Origin of the sequence: Burkholderia catarinensis (assembly GCF_001883705.2) — a bacterium.
Classification (GTDB): Bacteria; Pseudomonadota; Gammaproteobacteria; order Burkholderiales; family Burkholderiaceae; genus Burkholderia; species Burkholderia catarinensis.
Window position 1 is genome coordinate 170,911 of the sequence record NZ_MDEQ02000008.1, and the last position, 24,479, is coordinate 195,389.

20 protein-coding genes are annotated in these 24,479 nt (G+C 65.8%); 7 read left to right on the plus strand and 13 right to left on the minus strand.

Translation table 11 applies throughout. The annotated features are described in order from the left end of the window. Positions 1-10 precede the first annotated feature (10 nt). The 3 genes from BFF94_RS15185 to BFF94_RS15195 all read right to left on the minus strand — a co-directional run bounded on the left by BFF94_RS15185 (position 11) and on the right by BFF94_RS15195 (position 2,943). On the minus strand, positions 11-1,090 hold the full coding sequence (locus BFF94_RS15185; RefSeq protein ID WP_128851229.1) for a linear amide C-N hydrolase: 1,080 nt from the start codon (positions 1,088-1,090) through the stop codon (positions 11-13). Between the two features lie 411 nt (positions 1,091-1,501). Next, positions 1,502-2,302, minus strand: a complete 801-nt coding sequence (locus BFF94_RS15190; RefSeq protein ID WP_128851227.1) for a PhzF family phenazine biosynthesis protein — start codon at positions 2,300-2,302, stop codon at positions 1,502-1,504. 428 nt (positions 2,303-2,730) lie between these two features. Then, complete coding sequence (locus tag BFF94_RS15195) at positions 2,731-2,943, minus strand: DUF1059 domain-containing protein (protein WP_128851232.1); 213 nt, start codon at positions 2,941-2,943, stop codon at positions 2,731-2,733. A 324-nt stretch (positions 2,944-3,267) separates the two neighbouring features. Between BFF94_RS15195 and BFF94_RS15200 the strand changes: the two genes are divergently transcribed. The 3 genes from BFF94_RS15200 (at position 3,268) to BFF94_RS15210 (ending at position 5,057) form a co-directional block, all read left to right on the plus strand. Further along, entirely contained in the window at positions 3,268-3,654 is a 387-nt protein-coding gene (locus BFF94_RS15200) for an MAPEG family protein (protein WP_128851224.1), read from the plus strand. Between the two features lie 250 nt (positions 3,655-3,904). Beyond that, entirely contained in the window at positions 3,905-4,216 is a 312-nt protein-coding gene (locus BFF94_RS15205) for an alpha/beta fold hydrolase (protein WP_128851218.1), read from the plus strand. Positions 4,217-4,322: 106 nt separating this feature from the next. After that, positions 4,323-5,057, plus strand: coding sequence for an ABC transporter substrate-binding protein (locus BFF94_RS15210; RefSeq protein ID WP_128851216.1), 735 nt, complete (start codon positions 4,323-4,325; stop codon positions 5,055-5,057). Positions 5,058-5,122: 65 nt separating this feature from the next. On the opposite strand, the gene BFF94_RS15215 is transcribed toward BFF94_RS15210, so the two are convergent. Next, complete coding sequence (locus BFF94_RS15215; protein WP_128851213.1) at positions 5,123-6,052, minus strand: LysR family transcriptional regulator; 930 nt, start codon at positions 6,050-6,052, stop codon at positions 5,123-5,125. A 112-nt stretch (positions 6,053-6,164) separates the two neighbouring features. On the opposite strand from BFF94_RS15215, the gene BFF94_RS15220 reads away from it, so the two are divergent. The 4 genes from BFF94_RS15220 to BFF94_RS15235 are packed head-to-tail and all read left to right on the plus strand — an operon-like array spanning position 6,165 to position 10,297. Further along, positions 6,165-7,337: an acyl-CoA dehydrogenase family protein gene (locus BFF94_RS15220; protein ID WP_128851210.1), complete on the plus strand. Its 1,173-nt coding sequence runs from the start codon at positions 6,165-6,167 to the stop codon at positions 7,335-7,337. Positions 7,338-7,377: 40 nt separating this feature from the next. After that, complete coding sequence (locus tag BFF94_RS15225; RefSeq protein ID WP_128851207.1) at positions 7,378-8,241, plus strand: HTD2 family dehydratase; 864 nt, start codon at positions 7,378-7,380, stop codon at positions 8,239-8,241. Between the two features lie 10 nt (positions 8,242-8,251). Further along, a complete protein-coding gene (locus BFF94_RS15230) occupies positions 8,252-9,442 on the plus strand; it encodes a CaiB/BaiF CoA transferase family protein (protein WP_128851204.1) in 1,191 nt (396 codons plus the stop codon). A 9-nt stretch (positions 9,443-9,451) separates the two neighbouring features. Beyond that, positions 9,452-10,297, plus strand: coding sequence for an HpcH/HpaI aldolase/citrate lyase family protein (locus BFF94_RS15235; protein ID WP_128851201.1), 846 nt, complete (start codon positions 9,452-9,454; stop codon positions 10,295-10,297). Positions 10,298-10,640: 343 nt separating this feature from the next. Here BFF94_RS15235 and uvrA read toward each other — a convergent pair whose 3' ends face one another. From uvrA to BFF94_RS15280, 9 genes are all read right to left on the minus strand, one after another. Then, the gene (gene uvrA, locus BFF94_RS15240) at positions 10,641-16,538 is read right to left on the minus strand and encodes an excinuclease ABC subunit UvrA (RefSeq protein ID WP_219139509.1); all 5,898 of its coding nucleotides are present in this window, start codon (positions 16,536-16,538) and stop codon (positions 10,641-10,643) included. A 424-nt stretch (positions 16,539-16,962) separates the two neighbouring features. Beyond that, a complete protein-coding gene (locus BFF94_RS15245; protein WP_128851198.1) occupies positions 16,963-17,283 on the minus strand; it encodes a high-potential iron-sulfur protein in 321 nt (106 codons plus the stop codon). A 110-nt stretch (positions 17,284-17,393) separates the two neighbouring features. Beyond that, entirely contained in the window at positions 17,394-17,738 is a 345-nt protein-coding gene (locus BFF94_RS15250) for a cytochrome C oxidase subunit IV family protein (RefSeq protein WP_128851195.1), read from the minus strand. 8 nt (positions 17,739-17,746) lie between these two features. Further along, a complete protein-coding gene (locus BFF94_RS15255) occupies positions 17,747-18,502 on the minus strand; it encodes a heme-copper oxidase subunit III family protein (RefSeq protein WP_128851193.1) in 756 nt (251 codons plus the stop codon). Further along, positions 18,499-19,110: a cytochrome c oxidase subunit 3 gene (locus BFF94_RS15260; RefSeq protein WP_128851191.1), complete on the minus strand. Its 612-nt coding sequence runs from the start codon at positions 19,108-19,110 to the stop codon at positions 18,499-18,501. Before BFF94_RS15260 ends, BFF94_RS15255 begins: the two co-directional genes overlap by 4 nt. Continuing rightward, positions 19,107-20,867, minus strand: coding sequence for a cytochrome c oxidase subunit I (gene ctaD / locus BFF94_RS15265; protein WP_128851188.1), 1,761 nt, complete (start codon positions 20,865-20,867; stop codon positions 19,107-19,109). Before ctaD ends, BFF94_RS15260 begins: the two co-directional genes overlap by 4 nt. A 299-nt stretch (positions 20,868-21,166) precedes the next feature. After that, positions 21,167-22,315, minus strand: a complete 1,149-nt coding sequence (locus BFF94_RS15270) for a c-type cytochrome (RefSeq protein WP_128842154.1) — start codon at positions 22,313-22,315, stop codon at positions 21,167-21,169. Positions 22,316-22,656: 341 nt separating this feature from the next. Further along, positions 22,657-23,172 (minus strand): hypothetical protein, encoded by a 516-nt coding sequence (locus BFF94_RS15275; RefSeq protein WP_128842153.1) that lies wholly within the window; start codon positions 23,170-23,172, stop codon positions 22,657-22,659. 416 nt (positions 23,173-23,588) lie between these two features. Continuing rightward, positions 23,589-24,098, minus strand: a complete 510-nt coding sequence (locus BFF94_RS15280) for a DUF1269 domain-containing protein (RefSeq protein WP_219139510.1) — start codon at positions 24,096-24,098, stop codon at positions 23,589-23,591. Positions 24,099-24,479: the final 381 nt, after the last annotated feature.

Below are 24,479 nucleotides of genomic sequence, written 5' to 3' on the forward strand. Positions count from 1 at the left end.
ACGCCCCGCCTCAGCGGGACTTGCTCGCGTCGGGGCCGAGGAAGGGAAACGCGGGTGCGCGTTGAAAGTCCTTCGAGACTTCGCCGCCGAATGAATTGCGCTGATCCTTGCCGAGGTCGAGACGTTTGACAGGTGCGCCGGCGGAGAAGTCGACCTTGTTGAGATCGACCCAGAAAGTACTCGGCGTGACGGCCGATTCGAAGAAGTAAAGCATGCGCTTGTGATCGGCAACAGTGCGCCAGCGTGTGGACGATATATTCGGCTCGCCCGGGGTGGTGATCCCGAACGGCACCGACACGTTACGGATCACGCTGAAAACGCTGGCAAGTGCAATGGCGGGGTCTTCGCTCTTGGGGATAGCGTTGACGTAGAACGAGGCGCGCGCGAACCGGTCAGCAGAGCGATTGGTGCCAGGCAGCCAGACGGTGCCGCCTATCTGCTTCCAATATTCGTTCAGTGCAAGCTGCTCGTCGAAGGTCGGTGAGTTGGTCATGACCTGATACTGCCGACCATGATGGATGATCTGCTTTCCGCCGATGTACTCGACGATGGCGCTGTCGCCAGTCGCGTCTGACATGGCGAGGTGCAGTGTGGTGAGGCGCTGTTCTCCGGGGACGTTGTCAGTCACGATTGTGAACGGCTCTTTCTCAAGCGCAGCTACGGCTTCCGCGACGGTCGCAAAATTGTCCAGCACGTACTGCGCCCATGCGGCGATGGTGAGTCCCGGTTTCGAGTTTTTGTCGAAGGGGGGATATTGCGACTCGGCGAGCCAGAGCAGTTCAGCGGCTAGCCCCTTTTCGTTCATGCCATCGGTGGTGGAGACGTCATAACCAGTCGCCACGACGCTACCGTATTTGGCGGTCCATTTAAGAGAGTTCGGACCGGATTCACCGGTGCGGGCGATGCCACGCGGCAGGATGTAAAGATTGGTGGCGACGTCGAGTCTCCAGTCCATCGATCGGGCGGTGATAACGTCGTCGTTGTTGCCGAGATAGACGACGCGTGTGCAGGCTAGCGATCCGGCCGGATCGACGAGGAGCGTCGCTGCTGCGGCGAGACAGGTCAGAACGACGCAAATAGGGCGGCGCATGGCAATTCCTCTCGCTGTGTTGGTGATTACAGATTGCTCAACGCCGACGCTCGCTGCGAAGGCGACTCGCGTCCGCCTGCTGCGCATTGATTACCCGGCAATATCGCGTCGACAACGTCTGAGGAAAAGGAAGTATTGGATTTCTGTAATGCAGTTGTCAACTGGGACGTTGCAGTCAAGTGTGAGATCGGAGCGCACGCTGGGTTGTACCTTCTCTCCCTGCGGTGCAATTTCGTTACTCTTTCAGCGGAGTGCGATCGGCTCCTCAGAGCCGACTAACGGCCATTCTGGATAGCGCAGTGAATGTCGCTTCATGGCCGAACCCGGGCCGACAGCCAGCGCACCAAAGCGCCCCACTTCCGCCCTTCGACCTGGCGTGACTTCAACGGCCGCTTCCGAGGGCGGTCACCTCTACGCTTCCGGGATTTCGATAGTCCCTTCGAGATATTGAACAGCCTGACCAGAGATATACACCCGGTCGTCTTGTACGCGGCAGTGAAGTAACCCGCTTCGACGTGACACCTGCATGGCCACGAGTTCTGACCTGCCCAAACGCTCGGACCATAATGGCGCAAGCGCCGCGTGAATCGACCCGGTCACTGGGTCTTCATCGCCGCCATTGGCAGGCCAAAAGTAGCGGGAAACAAAATCATGGTTATCGCCGCGTGCTGTCACGACGACATCGAGCGGACCAAGTGCCGACAGTAGATTGAGTGCGGGCACGACAGATCGTACCTCTTGTTCTGTTCCGTAAATGGCAACATAGGCTTGCTGGTTTATCAGCACTTCTTGAGGCTGTATCGAAAGCCCCTGTAGCAAGTTTGCGGGTATTTCGTTCAATCTTTCAGGTCGGCGCTGCGGGAAGCTCATTTCGATTAGGCCGTCATGCTTATGGCGAACGGTAAGCCGACCAACCGATTTCGCAACAAACTCGATCACTTCCAAATCATCACATCGCTTAAATATCGCATATGCACTTGCCAGTGTGGCATGTCCACAAAATGCGATTTCGGTCAGCGGCGAAAACCAGCGGATGGCGAATGCGCCGTCGGCATTTTTCACGAAGAATGCTGTTTCGGACAGATTGTTCTCAGCGGCGATTGCCTGCATCAAACTGTCGGGCAACCAGCGTTCGAGGGGCACTACGGCAGCGTAGTTGCCCTTAAATACCTGATCCGTAAATGCGTCAATCTGATAGATCGACAGTTTCATGAAATGTGCGCCTGTTCAACAGAGGAAGTTAGCCAGCGGTTTGCAGTGGTATTCGTTGAATACGATATCAACCCGCTACGCTGGCGAACATGTACAGTTTGCGATGCTCGGGGTAAAAAGTGATCTTTCACCCCGGGGCGACGGCGCAGCGAGCGCCGTCTGAGCACGAAGGTCCGTTGTCCGGGCGGTGCCGACGTTCAAACGTCGGTGCGAAACGCTAGCAAATGGCCGATTGTGGCCGAACGCGGAAGTACGAGTTCGGCCCGGCAGCGAGGTATTCACACGATAGCCGAACTTCCGTAGCCGCCCCACCGGACCACATGCAGAAGAAGCTTTCGGCAAGATGTGCAGCTACGGCCAACGCAAATACGTTGTCGGCAGATGGCCATCGTGAGGCGGTCGCTGCTCTTCAATTTGTCGCGCAAGCGTTACGCGTGACGCGGCGCTTCAACGGGTGGTGTGCCGTCATGAAATAGCGTTTTCAGCTGTGAGCGCAGCTCCGGCGAATCGGCATGGTTGTGAACCGTGACCGCATGCTGCACGGCCGCCTCAAGCAACTCGTTTTCGGAATCCGCGGATAGCGCAACAGAACAATTCATTTCGCTCGGGAATTCCCGGCAATCGATGTATTTGCGCGTCATGATGTCCTCTTCATACGACAGTAGTGATGGGTCTTGCGTGGATGAGCGCGCGGGATGCCGCGCGAGGTACATAGGGCACGATCGCGCCTCCTTATCGCGGACGAAATGGTTTTGAAAGTATAGGTCGCGCGCAATGAATTCGCGGTAACGCATCGAAATTTACGGCGTTCCGCGTGCGTCGCCCGCACGACAGCTTCGACAACTTTCAACAGACAACAACCGCTCGCCGATTCGCTGCGACCGGAGGAAATCGACAGACCGTCATGCCAGCTTTACCCTACCAAACCGGCGTTCGTTGATGCCCTGCCAAGGAGGCTCGTTCAAATGGACAACATTGCTCTCGCATGCGTGGTAGTTCTAGGGCTACTACTGTTCGGCCTCGGATTGTCCATCTCGGTGATACGTTTCCGCGAAGGCACCGGCTCAGGCTGCGAGCCGGACCCCGCGAACCGGCTACACAAGCTCGTCCGGGCTCATGCCAACACGGCCGAATACGCGCCGTTCCTCGCGTTGCTGTTTCTCTATCTTGGCGCGCGATCGCCTTCGACGGCGACAGTGTCGCTGATCGTCGCGGCAACCGTGTGCCGCTGTTTGCTCGTCGTCGGACTGATCGCATGGCCAACGATGGCAAAATTCAACCCTTTGCGGTTCGTCGGCGCACTCGGCACCTACCTGATCGGTATGGCGCTATGTGCGTCGCTGCTGCTTTGAGATGCGACTGACGACGAAATCGCGTGTGCTACGCGATGCCAGCTTTACCCACCCAACATTACGCGGCCGAACTCCAGCGTCAACTGCGCAGCCTGCTCGGCCATGAGCAGATCGTCACGCAAGTCTACGGGCGTCACCTGCTAATTAAACGCCTGGACGATGAGGAGCACACCAGGAATTTCACTACGCGTTCACGAACAACCTGAGCCTCGCGGAATCGAAGCCGGTCTACGACCGCTACGCTGTGCCGGTGTCCGGGCGCATCCTGTTTCAAGGGGGGTTCGCGAACGTCACCCCGAATGCCGCGACGCGCTACAACTTCGCGAACGACGATCGCGCGCCGCTGCTCTTTATCGCCGGCGGCAACGACCACATCCTGCCGCCGGCCGTACAGCGCGAGAATTTCGAGAAGAACGCGAAGCGCTCGCGGGCCATTTCGGCATACAGGCTGTTCGCCGGCCGCAGCCACTACACCTGCGGCGAGACAGGCTGGGAGGAAGTCGCCGACTTCGCACTCGACTGGGCGCTTGCGCCTGCGGCGGGAGACCTCGGCCAAGGCTGACCGGCGGGCGTCGTAGCGGCAAGATTCCGGCCGGATGATAAGCTCGATGCCGTCGCACCGTCGCGCACCGGCGCCCCTCCCGAACCCTGACCGCAACGAGCCTCCCATGCCCCTCGCCCCTTCCGTCCTCGCCGCGTTCACGCCGACCGGCAAGCTGCGCGCATCGATCAATCTCGGCAACCCGATCCTCGCGAACCGCGACCCGGCGACCGGCGAACCGTTCGGTGTGTCGATCGACCTCGCGCGCGCGTTCGCCGAGCGCCTGTCGGCCGAGCTCGAACTCGTCGTGTTCGACGCCGCCGGCAAATCGGTGCAGGCGCTGACCGACGAGCGCGCCGATTTCGGCTTCTTCGCGGTCGATCCGCTGCGCGGCGAAACGGTCGCATTCACCGCGCCCTACGTGCTGATCGAAGGCTTCTATCTCGTGCGCGACGCTTCGCCGATCCGCACGAACGCGGACGTCGACCAGCCTGGCAACCGCGTGGCCGTCGGCCAAGGCAGCGCATACGACCTGTTCCTCACGCGCGAACTGAAGGCCGCGCAGATCGTGCGCGCGCCGACGTCGCCGGCCGTCGTGCCGACGTTCGTCGAACAGCAACTGGAAGTGGCGGCCGGCGTGAAGCAGCAGCTCGAAGCCGACGCGGCGAACACGGCCGGCCTGCGCCTGCTCGACGAGCGCTTCATGGTGATCCGGCAGGCGATGGGCGTGCCGAAGAGCCGCGGCGAAGCGGCCGCGGCGGTGCTGAGCGAATTCGTCGAGGAAATGAAGGCGTCGGGCTTCGTCGCGGATTCGCTGCGGCGGCACGGCATCTCCGGCGCATCCGTCGCGCCGCCGGCCTGATCGAAAACGGCACGGCCGCGGGGTCGAAGGCGGTTCAAGACCAGGGTATGCCACGGCTGCGCTAGCTAGCCGAGCCAGCGCGCATCGGGCCAGTCGCCCTGGTCGAACGTGGCCTTCACGCAGTCGAGCAGCACGCCGACCACGCAGCGAACCGGCGCCGTGGCCTGCCGGCTGCTGGGCGCCGCGAGCACGATCGTGCGCTTCACCCCCGGGGATGCGAGCGGCGCCGCGCTCAGCGTACCGCGCTCGACCTCCTGCGTCACGCCGACGGCGGGCAATATCGTCCAGCCGTGGCCTTGTGCGACCAGTTCCTTCTGAACGCTCAGCGCATTGGTTTCGGCGAAGACCTGCAACGTCACGCCCGCCTCGGCCGCCGCATGCTCGATCGCGGCGCGCAGGCCCTGCGGCGCGGACGGCAGGATGAACGGCTCGCGCGCGACCCGCGCAAGCGGCAGCGGCCGCTTGCGCGACAGCCCGGCGGATGGCGCCGCGACGGCCCACAAACTCTCCTCGATCAGCGCCTTGACATGCAGCGCGGGCGTCTCCTTCTGCCCGTACAGCAGCGCGGCATCGACATCCCCCGCTTCGAGCCAGTCCTGCAGGTGCCCCGCGTAGCCGATCGTGAGCCGCAGGCGGATGTGCGGGTAGCGCCGGGCCACCTCGCCCGCCAGCCGCGTGGCCAGCAGATCCGACGTGCTGGCCAGCAGCCCGATGCTCACGATGCCCGCCACCGGCCCGTCGGTCGGCTGGATCTCGGCCTTGGCCCGCGCCACCTCGTTGAGGATGCGGCGCGCGTATTCGAGCATGGTCTTGCCCGACGGCGTGAGCTGCATGCCATGACGGCTGCGGTCGAACAGTTCCGTGCCCATGTCCTCCTCGAGCAGGCGCAACTGGCGCGACACGGCCGGCTGCACGAGATTCAACAGGCCGGACGCGCGGGTGACGTTGCCGGTTTCGGCCACGGTCACGAAGGCGCGCAGTTGCTTGAGATCCATCACGGGTACCTCGATGCCAAAAACTGATCCATCGATCAAAAAATTCTATTTTTTAAGAGATCCATCAAAACTTATTATGGACTCAACCCATGCCGCTGACGAGACAGGATTCATGAGCGCCTCCGTTTTTTCCGCCCCCGACCAGTACCAGGAAATCCGCGACGCGGTACGCAGCCTGTGCCACCAGTTTCCGGCCGAATACCACCGCAGGATCGACGAGACCCGCGGCTACCCCGAGGCCTTCGTCACGGCCCTCACCCAGGCCGGCTGGCTGGCCGCATTGATTCCGCAGGAATACGGCGGCCCGGGTCTGTCGATGGCCGAGGCGTCGGTCATCATGGAAGAGATCAACCGCTCCGGCGGCAATTCGGGCGCATGCCACGGCCAGATGTACGTGATGAACACCATCGTGTTCAGCGGCACCGAAGCGCAGAAACAGCGCTACCTGCCCCGCATCGCGTCGGGCGAACTGCGCGTGCAGTCGATGGGCGTGACCGAGCCCACCACGGGCAGCGACACCACCAGGCTCAGGACCACGGCCGTGAAGCAGGACGGCCGCTGGATCGTCAACGGCCAGAAGGTCTGGATCTCGCGGGTCCAGCACAGCGACCTGCTGATCCTGCTCGCGCGCACCACGCCGCTGGACCAGGTGCAGAAGAAGAGCGACGGGCTGTCGTGCTTCATCGTCGAGCTGGACCAGGCGATCGGCAACGGCCTCACGGTTCGCCCGATCCCCAACATGGTCAACCACGAGACCAACGAACTGTTCTTCGACAACCTGGAGCTGCCGGAAGACGCACTGCTCGGAACCGAGGGCAAGGGGCTGAAGGTCATCTTCGACGGCCTGAACGCCGAGCGCACGCTGATCGCGGCCGAGTGCATCGGCGACGGCTACTGGTTCCTCGAAAAAGCGCGCGACTACGCGAGCGAGCGCAAGGTGTTCGGCCGCCCGATCGGGCAGAACCAGGGCATCCAGTTTCCGCTGGCCGAATCGTTCATCGAGCTGGAGGCCGCGAACCTGATGCGCTGGCGCGCCTGCGAGAAAATCGATGCGCGCCAGAACGCGGGCGTCGAGGCCAACATGGCCAAGTACCTGGCCGCCAAGGCAAGCTGGGAAGCGGCCAATGCGTGCCTGCAGACACACGGCGGCTTCGGCTTTGCATGCGAATACGACGTGGAGCGCAAATTCCGCGAAACGCGCCTGTACCAGGTCGCGCCCATCTCCACCAACATGATCCTCGGACATGTGGCCGAGCACGTGCTGCAACTCCCCCGTTCCTACTGATTCCGGAAGGATTCCTCTCCATGATCGAGCGCGAAACGACATGAGTCTCGAGCATCCCGAATCCTTCGACGCGTGGGTCGGCCGCAGCGAGCACATTGCGGACCACGTTACCCGGGCGCCCATCCGCCTGCTGCAGGCGACGCTGGACCACGCGGACGCATCCGCGCTGCCCGCGACGCTGCCGCCGCTGTGGCACTGGCTGTACTTCCTGCCCGGCGAGCGTCAATCGAACCTCGGCGTCGACGGTCACCCGCAACGCGGCGGCTTCCTGCCGCCGGTCACGCTGCCGCGCCGCATGTGGGCCGGCGGACGGCTGCGGTTCCTGCGCCCGCTGGCCGTCGATGCGCCCGTGCAGCGCCGCTCCACGATCCGCAGCGTGCAGGGCAAGTCAGGCCGCAGCGGCCGGCTGGTTTTCGTTACCGTGCTGCACGAAATCGGCGACGCCGAAGGCGTGGCCATCCGCGAAGAACAGGACATCGTGTATCGCGACGCGCCGCCTCCCGCCGCTGCCGGCGCACCGGCGCCCCAGCCGGCACCGGCGCCGGCGCCTGCCGACGAGCAGTATTCGCGCGTCGTCACCCCCGATCCGGTGCTGCTGATGCGCTTTTCCGCGCTCACCTTCAACGGCCACCGGATCCACTACGACCGGCCCTACGCGATGCAGGAAGAAGGCTATCCGGGCCTGGTGGTGCATGGCCCGCTGATCGCGATGCTGCTGATGGAAGAACTGCGCCGTACGCACCCCGGCAAGATCGTGCGCCGCTTCGAGTTCAAGGCCGTCAGCCCGTTGTTCGACACCGCGCCGTTCACGGTGAACGGCACGCTCGAAGGTCATGCCGCGCGCCTGTGGGCACGCGGCCCGCAAGGACAGCTGGCCATGCAGGCCGGCGCTGAACTGGAATAGCGACCCAATCATGCAAGCTCAACAAGGCCCCCTGAGCGGGATGACCGTCGTCGCGCTCGAACACGCGATCGCCGCGCCGTTCTGCACGCGCCAGCTCGCCGACCTCGGCGCGCGCGTCATCAAGGTGGAACGCCCCGGCGTCGGCGATTTCGCGCGCGCCTACGATCACCGGACGCGCGGTCTCGCGTCGCACTTCGTGTGGACCAACCGCTCGAAGGAAAGCCTCACGCTGGACCTGAAGCAACCCGCCGCGCAGGACGTACTGGGCGAGCTCGTGGCCCGGGCCGACGTGCTGGTGCAGAACCTCGCGCCCGGCGCGGCCGCACGCATGGGCCTGTCGTTCGACGCGCTGCATGCGAAGCATCCGCGGCTCATCGTCTGCGACATCTCGGGCTACGGCGCCGACGGCCCGTACCGCGACAAGAAAGCCTACGATCTGCTGATCCAGAGCGAGGCGGCGTTCCTGTCGATCACGGGCACGGCCGACGAGCCCAGCAAGGCCGGCAATTCGATTGCCGACATCGCGGCGGGCATGTATGCGTACACGGGCATCCTCAGCGCGCTCCTGCAGCGCGGCGTCACGGGCACCGGCTCGCACGTGGAAATCTCGATGCTCGAAGCGCTGGCCGAGTGGATGGGCTTCCCGATGTACTACGCATACGACGGCCAGCAGCAGCCGGGCCGCAACGGCGCGGCGCACGCGACCATCTACCCGTACGGCCCGTTCACGGCGGGCGACGGCCGGGTGGTGATGCTCGGCCTGCAAAACGAGCGCGAATGGAAAGCGTTCTGCGACGTCGTGCTGCTCGACCCGGAACTCGCGACCGACCCGCGCTTCGACGCCAACGTGCGCCGCTCGGAGCATCGTGCCGAACTGAAGGCCGTGATCGAACAGGCGTTTGCCCCCCTCACCGCGCAGGACGTGATTGCGCGCCTGGACGAAGCGCAGATCGCCAACGCCGCCGTCAATCAGGTGGGCGATCTCTGGACGCATCCTCAATTGCATGCACGCCGGCGCTTTCGCACCATCGACTCGCCGGCCGGCGAACTGCAGGCATTGCTGCCGCCCGCCACCGTCGACAGCTTCGACGTGCGCATGGATCCGGTGCCCGCGCTGGGCGAACACAGCGCGGCCATCCTGCGCGAACTCGGGCGCACCGACGCCGACATCGAACAATTGCGCGCCGCCGGCGCGATCTGAACCATGTCCATGCCGCTCTCCCCCGTCCATCACGCGCGCAGCCTCCTGTTCGTGCCGGCCACCCGGCCCGAGCGCTTTGCCAAGGCACTGGATTCGGCGGCCGACTGCATCGTCGTCGATCTCGAGGATGCGGTCGGCCCCGACAGCAAGGACAGCGCGCGCGCGCAACTCGCGCAGCACCTTCCGCTGCTGACGCCCGAGCAGCGATCGCGCACCGTCGTGCGCGTGAACGCCGTCGACACGCCGTGGCACGACCCGGACATCGCGCTGCTGCGCGACTGGACCAGGCAACGCGTGACCGTGATGCTGCCCAAGTCCGAAGACGCGGGCGCGCTGCGCCGCGTCGCGCAACAGCTCGGCGGGCATGCGCAACTCGTGGCGCTGGTCGAATCGCTGGCCGGGCTCGATGCGGCCGACGCGCTGGCGCGCGACCCGCAGGTCGTGCGCGTCGCGTTCGGTCACCTCGATTTCCAGCTCGACCTGGGGATGCGCGCGACGCCGGACGAACCGGAGCTGGCCTTTGCGCGCAATGCGCTCGTGGTCGCATCGCGGCGCGCCCGGCTGCCCGCACCGATCGACGGCGTGACCACGCGCACCGACGACGCCGGGCGTCTGGCGGCCGATGCCCGGCGCGCACGCGCGTTCGGTTTCGGCGGCAAGCTGTGCATCCACCCGGCCCAGGTCGCCGGCGTGAACGACGCGATGGGTTATTCGGAAGACGAGCAGGCGTGGGCGCGCCGCGTGATCGACGAAGCCGCGAACCACAACGGCGCGGCCTTCAGCCTGGACGGCCGCATGGTCGATCTCCCGGTCATTCGCGCGGCCGAAACGATCGTCGCCGGCTCACGAAAATGATCGTTGCGCGGCACGACCCGCGACATCGATGACCGGCGTCGCGACAGCGTGCGGCTCACGCCGAACGCGGCGGCGGGCCGGCCATTCCGACAGGTAGCCGCGCATGGGAAGAAAAATGGGCAGCGTCCGACATCCGGACGCCGCCCATCGTTTCGAGCCGAAAGACGCTCGCGCGCCCCCGGACAGGTTTCCCAATCAGCGTTCGACAGCCCGCAGGCGGGTCGGCCCGGCCGCCTTCATCGCCGTTTCCGCTCGCGCAGCGCGGCCAGCGGTTGCCGCGCGGGTTCTGCGTCCGGCACGTCGATGGTCGGAGCCATGAACTTCGCGGCCTGCTCGCGCCGGCTCAACCGACTCGCGCTTCTCCCCGACGCTCGGCTTCCCCCTCATCCGCCCCCGTTCGCGCAAGCACCGGCTTGAGCGCCTGCCCGGTATGGCTCGCCCTCACCTGCACGAGCGCTTCCGGCGGTGCGGCCGCGACGATCGTGCCGCCGCCCACGCCGCCTTCCGGCCCGAGATCGATGATCCAGTCGGCTTCCGCGATCACGTCGAGGTCATGCTCGATCACGACGACGCTGTGCCCCGCATCGACGAGCCGGTGCAGCACGCGAATCAGCTTCGCTACGTCCGCCATGTGCAGGCCGACCGTCGGTTCGTCGAGCACGTACAGCGTATGCGGCGCCTTCTGGCCGCGCCGCGTGATGTCGTCGCGCACCTTCGTCAGCTCGGTGACGAGCTTGATGCGCTGCGCCTCGCCGCCGGACAACGTCGGCGACGGCTGGCCGAGCGTCAGGTAACCGAGGCCGACGTCCTTCATCAGTTGCAGCGGATGCGCGATGTTCGAGATCGGCGCAAAGAACTCCACGGCCTCGTCGATCTCCATCGTCAGCACGTCGCCGATATTCCGGCCGCGCCACGTGACGGCGAGCGTCTCCGGGTTGAAGCGCTGCCCGTGACATACGTCGCACGGCACCTTCACATCGGGCAGGAAGCTCATGCCGATCGTGCGCACGCCTTGCCCTTCGCACGCGGGGCACCGCCCGTCGCCGGTATTGAACGAGAAACGCGACGCCGTATAGCCGCGCGCGCGCGCCTCCAGCGTATCGGCAAACAGCTTGCGGATCGTGTCCCACAGGCCGATATAGGTGGCCGGGCACGAGCGCGGCGTCTTGCCGATCGGCGTCTGGTCGACTTCGAGCACGCGATCGATCTGCTCCCAGCCGCTCAGCGACTCGCAGCCCTGCCACGCATGCGTGACGTTCAGCGACGGCCGCGGCGCGCTGCGCGCGAGCACGCTCGAGCGGCGGTTGGCCGCCGGCGCGTCCTGCTGCGCGACCTTGCGCGCGCGCCGCGTGGCCGGCGACGACAGCACCGAGCGGCCGACCGCGTCGAGCAGGTTCGTCATCAGCACGTCGCGCGCGAGCGTCGACTTGCCCGAGCCGCTCACGCCCGTCACCGCGACGAGCCGCGCGAGCGGAATGCCGACCGTGACGTCGCGCAGGTTGTGCAGCCGTGCGCCATGCACGGTCAGCCAGGCCTCCGGCACCGCCTGGCCGTCCTTCTTGCCCGGCAGGCTGACGCTGCGGCGCGGCTGCAGCGGATGCGTCATCGGCTGCGCGAGCAGCCGCCCCGTCACCGAGCCGGACTGCGCGGCGAGATCGGCGACCGCGCCCTGCGCGACCAGCGTGCCGCCGCGCTTGCCGGCGCCCGGACCGATGTCGATGATGTGATCGGCGCGGCGGATCGTGTCCTCGTCATGCTCGACGACGACGAGCGTATTGCCCTTGTCGCCCAGCTTGCGCAGCGCGTCCAGCAGGATCTGGTTGTCGCGCGGATGCAGGCCGATCGTCGGTTCGTCGAGCACGTAGCAGACGCCCTGCAGGTTGCTGCCGAGCTGCGCGGCGAGCCGGATGCGCTGCGCTTCGCCGCCCGACAGGCTCGGCGCCGCGCGATCGAGGCTCAGGTAGCCGAGCCCGACCTCCTCGAGAAACGCGAGGCGGCTGCCGATCTCGCTGACGATGTCGCGCGCGATCTGCGCGTCGCGCCCGGTGAGTGCCAGCCCGTCGATCCAGCGGCGCGTGTCCGACACCGTCCACTGCGCGACCTCGACGATCGGATGCGCGTCGAACGTGACCGCGCGCGCGGACGGGTTCAGCCGCGTGCCGCCGCAATCCGGGCACGGCTCGTTGCCGACGCCTTCCGGTTCCTGCTCGTCCGACGGCAGCGTCTGCTCGCGGCCGCGGCCGTCCTCGGCGAGCACCGTATCGTCGTACGCCGCGCGCTGTTCGCGCGTGAGCGTGACGCCGGTGCCGACGCAGGTCGTGCACCAGCCGTGCTTGCTGTTGTACGAGAACATCCGCGGGTCCAGCTCCGGGTAGCTCGTGCCGCACACCGGGCACGCGCGCTTGACCGACAGCACCTTGACCGCGCCGACGCGCGCGGTCGAATGATCGTTCTGCATCGCATCGTGCAGCCCGTCGAGCGGCGCGAGCAGATGCATCACGCCCTTGCCGAGCTCGAGCGTCTCGTCGAGCACGCGCCGCAATTCGGCCTCGTTGTCCGGCGACACGACGATATCGGCCACCGGCAGCTCGATCGTGTGCTCGCGGAAGCGGTCGAGCTTCGGCCACGGGTCGACCGTCACGAACTCGCCGTCGACGCGCAGATGCGTGCTGCCGCGCGCCTTCGCCCACTTCGCGAGATCCGTATACACGCCCTTGCGGTTGACGACGAGCGGCGCGAGCAGCCCGACGTGCTCGCCGCGATGATCGCGCAGCAACTGCGCGGCGATCGATTCGACGGACTGCGACGTGACCGGCGTGCCGTCGTGAATGCAATGCTGCAGGCCGAGCTTCACATACAGCAGCCGCAGGAAGTGCCAGACTTCGGACGTGGTCGCGACCGTGCTCTTGCGGCCGCCGCGCGACAGCCGCTGCTCGATCGCGACGGTGGGCGGAATGCCGTACACCGCGTCGACTTCGGGGCGCCCGGCCGGCTGCACGATCGAACGCGCATACGCGTTCAGCGATTCGAGGTAACGGCGCTGGCCTTCGTGGAACAGGATGTCGAACGCGAGCGTCGACTTGCCGGAACCCGACACGCCGGTGATCACGTTGAACTTGCCGTGCGGGATGTCGACGTCGAGCGCCTTCAGGTTGTGCTCGCGCGCGTTGACGATCCGCACGACGTCCTCGCCTTCGATCGCACGCCGCTCGCGCGCGGCATTCAGCACGGACTGCAGCGGCACGCCTTCGTCGGCGCGCGCCGCTTCGGCATCCATCGCGCGGTCGTACTGCAGCAGCGCTACGCCCGTATGCGATTCGGCGCAGGCCTTCACGTCGTCGGGCGTGCCCGCGCACAGCACGAGGCCGCCGCCGTCGCCGCCTTCCGGGCCGAGATCGATCAGCCAGTCGGCCGCGCGGATCACGTCGAGGTTGTGTTCGATCACGATCAGCGAATGGCCGGCCGCAAGCAGCTTGCCGAACGCCTGCATCAGCTTCGCGATGTCGTCGAAGTGCAGCCCGGTGGTCGGCTCGTCGAACATGAACAGCTTCGCCCGCGCGACGCGCGCCTCTTCCGTGACGACCCGGCGGCCGTTGACGGCCGCCGCGGATTCGGCGAGGAAGCCGGCCAGCTTCAGGCGCTGCGCTTCGCCGCCCGACAGCGTCGGCACCGGCTGGCCGAGCTTCACGTATTCGAGGCCGACGTCGACGATCGGCTGCAGCACGCGCAGCACCTCGGCGTCGGTCGCGAAGAACGCGGCCGCTTCGCTGACGGTCAGGTCGAGCACGTCGGCGATGTTCAGCGCGCGGCCGTCGCGCTCGATGCGCACTTCGAGAATCTCGGCGCGGTAGCGGCTGCCGTCGCAGTCCGGGCAGCGCAGGTAGACGTCGCTCAGGAACTGCATCTCGATGTGCTCGAAGCCCGAGCCGCCACAGGTCGGGCAGCGGCCGTCGCCCGAGTTGAAGCTGAACGTGCCGGCGCTGTAGCCGCGTTGCAGCGCGAGCGGCGCCTTCGCGAACAGCTTGCGGATCTCGTCGAACGCGCCGACGTAGCTCGCCGGGTTCGAGCGCGTGGTCTTGCCGATCGGCGATTGATCGACGAACACGACGTCGCCGACCTGGTCGGCGCCCGTGAGGCCGCGGTACGCGCCCGGCGACTCGGTCGCCTTGCCGTGGTGCCGCGCCATCGCCGGATAGAGCACGTCCTGCAGCAGCGTCGACTTGCCGGAACCGGACACGCCGGTCACGCAAACCAGCCGTTGCAGCGGAATCTCGACCGTCACGTCGCGCAGGTTGTGTTCGCTCGCCCCTTCGAGCACGATGCGCGGCGTGTGCGCGTCGACCACACGGCGCGCCCAGTTCGACGCGTGCGCGACCTGCTTGCGGCCGCCGAGATACTCGCCCGTCAGCGTGTGCGCCGAACGGATATCGCCCGGCGTGCCGTCGTAAACGATCGTGCCGCCGCGCTCGCCCGGGCCGGGCCCCATGTCGATCAGCCGGTCGGCCGCGAGCATCACCGACGGATCGTGCTCGACGACGACGAGCGTATTGCCCGCGTCGCGCAGCCGCTGCATCGCCTCGACGATCCGCGTGAGATCGCGCGGATGCAGCCCGATGCTCGGCTCGTCGAGCACGAACAGGGTTTTGGTGAGCGACGTGCCGAGCGCCGTCGTCAGGTTGATCCGCTGCACCTCGCCGCCCGACAGCGTGCGGCTCTGCCGGTCGAGCGTCAGGTAGCCGAGCCCCACGTCGCACAGGTATTTCAGGCGCGTGCGCACTTCGGCGAGCAGCAGCTTCAATGCATCGTCGAGCAGCGCGCTCGGCAGGCTGACTTCGTCGAAGAAACGGCGGATGCGCTCGATCGGCAGCAGCATCAGGTCGTGCACGGTCAGGCCCGGCAGCGCCTCGAGCTGCGCGCGGCTCCAGTCGACGCCGCGCGGCATGAAGCGGCTGGCCGGCGCGAGCACGCCGTCGGCATTCGCCTTCGAGCCGAGCCGCCACTGCAGCGATTCGGTCTTCAGGCGCGCGCCGCCGCACACGTCGCACGGCGTGTAGCTGCGGTATTTCGACAGCAGCACGCGGATATGCATCTTGTACGCTTTCGATTCGAGGTAGCCGAAGAAGCGCTTCACGCCGTACCACTGGCTCTGCCACTTGCCGTTCCAGTCCGGCGAACCGTTGACGACCCAGTCGCGTTCGGCGTCCGACAATTCGGCCCACGGCGTATCGCGCGGGATGCCGGCCTTCGCCGCGTAACGCATCAGGTCGTCCTGGCACTCCTTCCATGCGGGCGTCTGCATCGGCTTGATCGCGCCGCCGCGCAGCGTCTTGCGCGCATCGGGAATCACGAGGCCGAGATCGACGCCGATCACGCGGCCGAAGCCGCGGCAGGTTTCGCACGCGCCGTACGCCGAGTTGAACGAGAACATGGCCGCCTGCGGCTCCGCATAGCGCAGGTCGCTGTCGGGATCGTGGAGCCCGGTGGAGAAGCGCCACACCTGCGGCTCCGCGGCCGCTGCGTTTTCCGCCTCCGGTGCCAGCACGTACACGTTCACGCGCCCGCCGCCGCGCTTCAGCGACGCCTCGATCGCCTCGACGACGCGCACCTTGTCGGCCTGCTGCACGCGGAAACGGTCGGCCACCACGTCGAGCACCTTGCGCGGCCCGGTGGGCGACGCGACTTCGCGCTGCGCCTGCACGCGCGTGTAGCCGCTCGCCGACAGCCATTGCGTGACTTCGTCGTCGGATGCCGTTTCCGGCAACTCGACCGGGAACGTGACGACGACGCGCGGATCGTCCGCCCGCGTGCGCGCGACGAGATCCGCGTAGATCGTCTCCGGCGTGTCGTGCCGCACCTGCCGCGCGGTCTTGCGGTCGAACAGCTCGGCCGCGCGCGCGTACAGCAGCTTCAGGTGATCGTTCAGCTCGGTCATCGTGCCGACGGTCGAGCGCGAACTGCGCACCGGGTTGGTCTGGTCGATCGCAATCGCGGGCGGCACGCCGTCGACCCGCTCGACCTGCGGACGATCCATCCGGTCGAGGAACTGCCGCGCGTACGCGCTGAACGTCTCGACGTAGCGCCGCTGGCCTTCCGCGTACAACGTGTCGAACACGAGACTCGACTTGCCGGAACCCGACGGGCCGGTGACGACCGTCATTTCGCCGGTGCGCAGGTCGAGATCGATATTCTTGAGATTGTGCTGACGTGCTCCGCGAATGCGGATCAGATTGCTGGATGACAATTTGCCTGCCCGTCTGAATGAGTTAGCCGGAATTCACGGTGCCGGAACGCTGCGGCGGATGCCCGCAGGCGCGGCGCACGTGCCGCGAGGGTTGCACCTGTGCGGCTCGATTTCGACGGCTACTATACTGTATATTCATACAGTTTTCCATGACGACCCTGGGGCCGTCATGGGCAGGCGGCCGGGGGAACGCCGGGCGCATGCCCGTGTTCGTCGTCAATCGCACGCACAGCGTGCTGAACGAGGTTGTGGCAGCGGGCCGGATGGTCTCCGCCCCTGACACTGCCCCCCGTTTTCGATGCCGCTACCCGGCTATTGCGGCAACGAGCCTCGCTCGCGCGCCGATCACTGGAACAATCTGGCCGTGATCAACGTCTGCTCGCATCCGCGCGGCGCCGGCAGCACGGCCGCCACGCCGTCCCTGCTACGCCTTTTTCACATAGGCGTTGCACCAGCCTTTTGCATGGACCTGCTTGCCGCTGAAAATGGTGCACGGCGCCATCGCGGCGCCGGTCTTGCCCTGGAAGAACTGGCAGTTCGCACAGGCCTGGCCTGCCTGGAATTTCGGGAACTTCGCATGGTCGACCCGGCTTGCATCCGTCTTGTAGCCGAGGACCTGCGCGTTTGCATCGGATTCCTGCACGGCGCCGGCACCGGCATCTGCCGCCGCCGCGCGGCGTCCCAAAGCCAGCGCGGATGCCAGAACGGTGGTGGTTGCAATAAAACGTCGGCGTGAAAATTTCATGGGGTCCTCCCTTCAAGTTTGCGTGAACGGATGTCCGGGAAGTCTCGTTCGGTGATGACGTGACGCCTTCCGTCCCGAAACGGCGTGCCGGGGAACGGCCGGCGAAGCGATCAGTGGAAGAACAGTTCCCGCATCCCGAACGTGTGATGCGCTTCGGCAGCCATCAGCACCATGAGCACCAGCAGGCACAGCGGCGGTATCAGGATCGCGTACACCAGCGCCAGCCGCTCCCACAGCATGTGCATGAAAATCGATACGATCAGCCCGGCCTTGGCGATCATGAGCACGACGATCAGCACCCAGCGCAGCAGGCCCTGCACGTGGAAATAGTCCACCAGGTACGACAACGTGCTCAGCACGAACAGCAGGCCCCAGATCTTCAGGTAGAGGCCGATCGGATGCTGCTGGCCGTGTGCGGCGGCGTCGGGTCGATCGGCGGGATCGGTATGGTCCATGGCCCCTCTCACCACAAATAGAACAGCGCGAAGATGAATACCCACACCAGGTCGACGAAGTGCCAGTACAAGCCGGCAATTTCGACGATCTGGAAGTTGCCGTGCGCGGTAAACCCCGGCTGCAGCACCTTGCGTGCGATCAGCAGCAGGTAGATCACGCCGCAGCTCACGTGAAAGCCGTGGAACCCGGTGATCGTGAAGAAGCACGCACCGAACTGCGCCGCGCCCAGCGGGTTGCCCCACGGGCGGATACCTTCATGCATGATCAGCTTGGTCCATTCGAGGGCCTGCATCGACACGAAGGCCGCGCCCAGCAGCGCGGTCGCCAGCAACAGCGCGGCGGCGCGCCTCGCGTTGCGCCGGTAGCCGAAGTTGACGGCCATCGCCATGGTGCCGCTGCTGCTGATCAGGATGAACGTCATGATCGCGATCAGCAGCAACGGCACATCCACGCCGCCCACCGTGAGCCCGAATACCTTCGACGTGTCGGGCCACGGCGCCGTGGTCGAGATGCGCACCGTCATGTAGCCGATCAGGAAGCTGCTGAAGACGAAGGTGTCCGACAGCAGGAAGATCCACATCATCGCCTTGCCCCACGGCACCTTGAAGGCTTCGCGGTCGGCCGCCCAGTCCGTGGCGATGCCGCGCCAGCCGTCAGGCCCGGCGTCAGGCCCGGCGTCGGCGGGCGCGACGGCAGCCGATTCGGTAGCGGATTCGGCAGAGGATTCGGCAGAGGATTCGGTGGGGAGCGTGGGCGAGGTCATGGCGCGGCTCCATACAGCGGCCCGCAGACGGCGGCGACGAACCCGGGGGTGAGCCACCACATCGCCGCCAGCAACACGAGCCAGACAGCCAGCAGGAAATGCCAGTAGAGGGCGCACAGCGCGATGGCACGCTGGGCACGGAACGGGTCCGCGCGCCGGAGATGCACGATCGTCACGGCCCAGGCCGCCAGCCCGCCCAGCACATGCATCCCATGCAGGCCGGTGAGCAGGTAGAGAAAACTGTTGGATGGATTGACGGTGACGGTCTGCCCGGCCGCCGACAGCAAGCGCCAGGCGGTCAGTTGCCCGATCACGAACAGGGCCGCCAGCACACCGCCGCACACCAGCCACGCCGCGCGGTGCAAGGTCATCCGCCGGGCGCGCTGCATGGCGAGGCTTGCCAGCGCCAGCGCCCCGGTGTTCCACCACAGCAGCGCCGGATGCGGGATCGGCTGCCAGTCGGGCTCACGCATGCGCATTCCATAGGCGAGCAGCAGCAGCGAAAACAAGGTCGTGGCCACCGCCATGAAGACGATCAGGCCGGTGCGGCCCGCATTCGGCAAGACAGGTCGCTCGTCGGGAACGAAGGGGCGCGGCAGCGTGGTCATTCGCGTACCTCGCCGGGGTGAAGCGCCGGCCGGGCCGGCTCGGGCTCGGGCGCCGTCGCAGGCGGCTCGTTTTGCGGGACGAAATCATCCTCTCGCCCCGGCGGGCTGTATTCGTATGCCCAGCGGTAGACGACGGGCAGCGCGGCGCCCCAGTTGCCGTGCACGGGCGGCGTTTGCGGCGTCTGCCATTCCAGCGTAGTGGCCCGCCACGGGTTGCCGTCGGCGCGCTTGCCGTGCGCGAGGCTCCACGCCAGGTTGAAAAGGAACAGCAACTGCGCGACCGCGACGATCAGCGCAACGACGGTGATGAAGGTATTGAGCGTCTGCGCCGAATGCGGAATGAAGCTGAAGCCCTCATACGCGTAATACCGTCGCGGCATGCCCAGGATGCCGAGATAGTGCATCGGGAAGTAGATCGCATAGGTGCCGACGAAGGTGACCCAGAAGTGCAGGCGCCCGAGCGTGTCGTTCAGCATGCGGCCCGTCACCTTCGGATACCAGTGGTAGAGACCGCCGAACACCACCAGGATCGGCGACACGGCCATCACCATATGGAAGTGCGCCACCACGAAATACGTGTTCGACAGCGGAATGTCCACGCTCACGTTGCCGAGGTAGAGCCCGGTCAGCCCGCCCAGGACGAAGGTGCTGATGAAGCCGATGGCGAACAGCATCGGCACGGTCAGGTGGATATCGCCGCGCCACAGCGTCAGCACCCAGTTGTAGACCTTGAGGGCGGTCGGAACGGCGATGATGAGCGTGGTGGTGGCAAAGAAGAAGCCGAAGTACGGGTTCATGCCGGCGACGAACATGTGGTGCGCCCAGACCACGAAGCTCAGCGCGCCGATGATGACGATGGCCCACACCATCATCCTGTAGCCGAAGATGCTCTTGCGCGCGTGCGTGCTGATGAGGTCCGACGCGATGCCGAAGGCCGGCAGCGCGACGATGTAGACCTCCGGATGCCCGAAGAACCAGAACAGGTGCTGGAACAGCAGCGGGCTGCCGCCGGCATGCTTGAGCGTCTGCCCCATCGACACCACGGCCGGTATGAAGAAACTGGTGCCGAGCGTCCTGTCGAGCAGCATCATCACCGCCGACACGAACAGCGCCGGAAACGCCAGCAGCGCCATGATGGTCGCGATGAAGATGCCCCACACCGTGAGCGGCATGCGCATCAGCGTCATGCCGCGCGCGCGCGCCTGCAGCGTCGTGGTGACGTAGTTCAGGCCGCCCATCGTCGCGGCGACGATGAAGATCGCCAGCGACACCAGCATCAGCACGATGCCCCATTCGACGCCCGGCGTGCCCGGCAGGATGGCCTGCGGTGGATACAGCGTCCAGCCCGCGCCGGTCGGCCCGCCCGGCACGAAGAAGCTTGCCGTCAGCACCAGCACGGCCAGCAGGTAGACCCAGTAGCTCAGCATGTTGAGAAACGGGAACACCATGTCGCGCGCGCCCAGCATCAGCGGGATCAGGTAGTTGCCGAAGCCGCCCAGGAACAGCGCCGTCAGCAGGTAGATCACCATGATCATCCCGTGCATGGTGACGAACTGGTAGTAGTGGTTCGCGTCGATGAAGCTGAACTTGCCCGGAAAGCCGAGCTGCAACCGCATCAGGTCCGACAACACGAGACCGACCAGGCCGATGGCGATGGCCGTCAGCGCGTACTGCACGGCGATGACCTTGTGGTCCTGGCTCCAGACATAGCGGGTCCAGAAGCTTTGCGGGACGTGGTCGGTGTGCGCGTAGGGCATCGCGTCTGCTCCGTTAGGGTCTGTTTCCATATGGAACGCACATGCGTTGCCACGAGAACGGCCGCTCGCGAGGCGCGCGACGCCGCGAATACTGGACGTATTCGCAAGGAGCGCAACGCGGCGAGCGGCCGTTCTCGTGGCAACCCCAAATTAAAAAATTCATGTCACGGGAATGCCCGAAATCGCCCGTATGGCGGCGTCGCTCGTCGCTTGTTTGGCTCGGCCAAACGGCGCTTCTCACTTCTTGCCCTACGAGCGATTTCGGGCATTCGCATGTGTGTTCCATATGGAAACAGACCCTAAGGTTGTGCCGCGCTGCTGGCGGCCGGCCCGCCTTGCGCCTTGATATAGGCCACCAGCGCGGTCAGCTCCTGCTCGCTCAGGTCGAAGTGCGGCATGATCGGGGAGAAGCCTTTCACGACACGGGCCGTCGGGTCGCGGATGAACGCGCGCAGATAGGCGTCGTCCACTTTCGCGGTGCTGCCGTCGGCCATCGTTTCGGTCTTGCCGTACAGCCCCTTCCAGGTGGGGCCCACACGCGGCGTGCCGTCCACGGTATGGCAGGCGACGCAGCCCTTGGCCGCGGCGAGCGCCTTGCCCTGGTCGGCCAGCGCCTGGGCGCTGCCGCCCGCGGCGGCGGATGCGGCCTGTACCTTGGCCTGCTGCCGCAGCGCGAACGTGCTCTGCTGCGCCAGCCAGCGCGAGAACGACGCTTCGTCTTCCACCACCACCACGCCGCGCATGTTGGAGTGTCCGATACCGCAGAGCTGCGCGCACAGGATGTCGTAACGCCCTGCCTTGGTCGGCGTGAACCAGAAGGTGGTCACCATGCCGGGCACCATGTTCATGCGCGCCCGGAACGGCGGGACGTAGAAGTCGTGCAGCACGTCGCGCGACCGTGTCAGGACCTGGACCGGCCGGTTGAGCGGCAAGTGCACCTCGGGCGTGTCGATCAGGTAGTTGTCACGGCCGTTGGGGTCGCCGGGGTTCAGGCCGAACGGGTTGTCGTTGCTGATGTAGCGCACGTCCGTCGTGCCCAGCTTGCCGCCGGGGCCGGCAAAGCGGAAGCGCCATTGCCATTGCTGGCCGAGCACTTCCATCCGCAGCACGTTGCTCGGCGGCCGTATGTAGTCCGCGTAGACGAACAGGCCCGGCGCCAGCAACGCGGCCACGCCGACAGCGGTCAGGCCGATCAGCCACCATTCCAGCCGCTTGTTGTGAGGCTCGTAGGCAGCGCGATGACCGCTGCGGTGGCGGTAGCGCACCAGTGCGACCACGATGAACAGGTTGATCGCGATGAAGAATACGCCGGTGATCACGAGCGTGATCGTCAGCATGTCGTCCATGCGCACCCAGTTCGACGCGATCGGCGTGATCCACCACGGACTGGCAAAGTGAAACCCCACCGCCAATACGATGATCAGGAACAGAGCAATCGCAAGCGCCATAGGCTGCCTCGCTGCGTGCCACTCGCTGGAGCCGCCGACACAACGTGCCTGGCGTCGTCGTGCCGGGTTGCCGTACTTCGTATTGTCTGCGCCGGCACGTCCGCCAGGACCGCTTCGCCAAGCGTTGTACACGACGGCTTTAAAGAAAAGGTAGTCCTCTCCCCCGCATCGTGCAAGGCAGCGCCTGGGGGAAGCGCGCCCCCTGTACGGACCGCGCAAACGGCGGCGTCACCTGCGGCGATGCCATGCAAGACGGCCGCCTCCGGCATGGGTTGCCGAGGCGGCCGTTTCCCGATGGCGCCGGGTGTTCAGGGCCGGCGCAGCGGGGGAAAAGCGACCCGTCAGTCCGCCGCGTTCTGCCTGCGCCACCGCTCCAGCATGCCGTAGGTGACGGCGGTGACCACACCGAACAACAGGTTGGCCAGCAAGGGCCCGGAACCCCGCTCCGAGACGAACCACGGGAACACGGCCGTCATGACGTAGAAGTTCCACCCATACGCGACGATCCCGAACGCCAGCCCGATGACCGCCTCCATGCCCACACTCGAATCGAAGCGGAACGGCGCCATGATCGCGGCGAGCATCATCCCCATGATCGCGCCGAGCACGTAGTGCAGCAGCAGCGCCATCGCCACGATTTCGAGGCTGAATTGCGACATCTGACCGAGCGCACTGCGACCCATCACCATCGCCGCGATCTTGTGAGTCGGTTGCCACGGGCTTTCACCGATCACCAGGGTCGACCAGAAGAATTCCAGCGCGATCACCAGCGCACCGCCCGCAAGACCGGCCACGGCAGCGGAGATCCAGTCGGGCGTGCGTCGTTCCCAATGGTGTGATTGAATGTGCAGTTCCATACGATCTCCTCGCTGACGGTTCAACTTCAGCACTCGGGTTCAGAAGACGCCACTCGCGTCAAAAGTACGCCGCTTGTGCAATTCAGAATAGCCGATAGCGCGGTGCCAGCGCACGGCGCAAAAACCCGCAAATTGCATGGCACCACGGCGTTCTGCTCGCCTCGGCATCAGCGTGTCGGCAGGCAAGCAGTTGATACACGGCGGCGATTTCCTCTTCGCTCACGGGGCGGGGAAAAGGCCACTGCGCGGTGACGAACACGGCCCGCGTCGCCGGTGCCTGTGCGAACCATGCAGCCACGCCAGGGGCGGCCGCATCGAGACGCAACAGCAGGTCGCCCGCGGTCGCGGCAATGCGATCGCGCGCCCGGCGATACGCGTCGATGAACTCGGGTATTGCGTATGCCGGCTTTCGAGTGTCAGGGGAAGATCGGTGTCGTAGGCTCGGCGCCCTCCAGATCCGCCTTCGGAAAATGCTGGGCGACCATCTCCTCGATTTCCTGCTCTCGTAATGCCGGGACGTCGGCCATGATCAGGATCTGGCCTTCGCGTATCGCGTCACGAAATCGCTCGAGTCGCGCGTTCGGCTCGGCGATGCCGATCATCGCGGCCGTCCACGCGCCGAAGCCCGCTCCCGCCACCGTCAAGGCGACGACGGCGCCGCCCGCGATCACGAGCTCCGCAGGCGGGAAAACCAGCGCGACGAGGCCGATCAGCGCGCCCGTCGCACCGCCGAATGCGACGCCGCGCTCGAGCGCGTGCACGACATCGCTGCTTTGCAGCAAAGATGCTTCGGGTAACTGATCAAGCGTGACACTGTGATCGGCGAGGACGTGGATATGGCGCCAGATGATGCGCGCGCGCAGCAAGTCATCGACGATCGCCTTCGCCATCTGCGTATCAGGTACGAGGAAATAAAGGCGTCTCATATTGGCACCCCTTCTTTGCCATCAGATCATGCTCAACGGAGCACGTTTCATTTTATGTCAGCATCGGCCACGCGCCAGTGCGCGCTTACGAGCATAGGGGCCGAATGCCCAGACTCGTTCGTTGCCTGCCGCAGCGCGTGCACGACACGATCGGGCGACGCCGGGTACAGGGCCGGCGCCATGCGCAACGTCGAGCCTGAATCTGCAGACCAAACGGCACACGCCGCAATGCTCCCTGATTTTTTCGAGCGTCCGATCACGGCCCCGGTGCGGTCGTTCGACACGCGTGGCACGTGAGATTGAAGGGGAACGGTTGTCGTCGATCACAACCGGCGACAACCGCCGAATCGATGCAGGGCCCGAGCGGCGCGCTGCGTCGAT

Bases quoted from the DNA above. Each gene is read 5' to 3' on its own strand.
- BFF94_RS15185 (WP_128851229.1), bottom strand. From the start codon at position 1,090: ATGCGCCGCCCTATTTGCGTCGTTCTGACCTGTCTCGCCGCAGCAGCG.
- BFF94_RS15190 (WP_128851227.1), bottom strand. From the start codon at position 2,302: ATGAAACTGTCGATCTATCAGATTGACGCATTTACGGATCAGGTATTT.
- BFF94_RS15195 (WP_128851232.1), bottom strand. From the start codon at position 2,943: ATGACGCGCAAATACATCGATTGCCGGGAATTCCCGAGCGAAATGAAT.
- BFF94_RS15200 (WP_128851224.1), top strand. From the start codon at position 3,268: ATGGACAACATTGCTCTCGCATGCGTGGTAGTTCTAGGGCTACTACTG.
- BFF94_RS15210 (WP_128851216.1), top strand. From the start codon at position 4,323: ATGCCCCTCGCCCCTTCCGTCCTCGCCGCGTTCACGCCGACCGGCAAG.
- BFF94_RS15215 (WP_128851213.1), bottom strand. From the start codon at position 6,052: ATGGATCTCAAGCAACTGCGCGCCTTCGTGACCGTGGCCGAAACCGGC.
- BFF94_RS15220 (WP_128851210.1), top strand. From the start codon at position 6,165: ATGAGCGCCTCCGTTTTTTCCGCCCCCGACCAGTACCAGGAAATCCGC.
- BFF94_RS15225 (WP_128851207.1), top strand. From the start codon at position 7,378: ATGAGTCTCGAGCATCCCGAATCCTTCGACGCGTGGGTCGGCCGCAGC.
- BFF94_RS15230 (WP_128851204.1), top strand. From the start codon at position 8,252: ATGCAAGCTCAACAAGGCCCCCTGAGCGGGATGACCGTCGTCGCGCTC.
- BFF94_RS15235 (WP_128851201.1), top strand. From the start codon at position 9,452: ATGCCGCTCTCCCCCGTCCATCACGCGCGCAGCCTCCTGTTCGTGCCG.
- BFF94_RS15245 (WP_128851198.1), bottom strand. From the start codon at position 17,283: ATGAAATTTTCACGCCGACGTTTTATTGCAACCACCACCGTTCTGGCA.
- BFF94_RS15250 (WP_128851195.1), bottom strand. From the start codon at position 17,738: ATGGACCATACCGATCCCGCCGATCGACCCGACGCCGCCGCACACGGC.
- BFF94_RS15255 (WP_128851193.1), bottom strand. From the start codon at position 18,502: ATGACCTCGCCCACGCTCCCCACCGAATCCTCTGCCGAATCCTCTGCC.
- BFF94_RS15260 (WP_128851191.1), bottom strand. From the start codon at position 19,110: ATGACCACGCTGCCGCGCCCCTTCGTTCCCGACGAGCGACCTGTCTTG.
- ctaD (WP_128851188.1), bottom strand. From the start codon at position 20,867: ATGCCCTACGCGCACACCGACCACGTCCCGCAAAGCTTCTGGACCCGC.
- BFF94_RS15270 (WP_128842154.1), bottom strand. From the start codon at position 22,315: ATGGCGCTTGCGATTGCTCTGTTCCTGATCATCGTATTGGCGGTGGGG.
- BFF94_RS15275 (WP_128842153.1), bottom strand. From the start codon at position 23,172: ATGGAACTGCACATTCAATCACACCATTGGGAACGACGCACGCCCGAC.
- BFF94_RS15280 (WP_219139510.1), bottom strand. From the start codon at position 24,098: ATGAGACGCCTTTATTTCCTCGTACCTGATACGCAGATGGCGAAGGCG.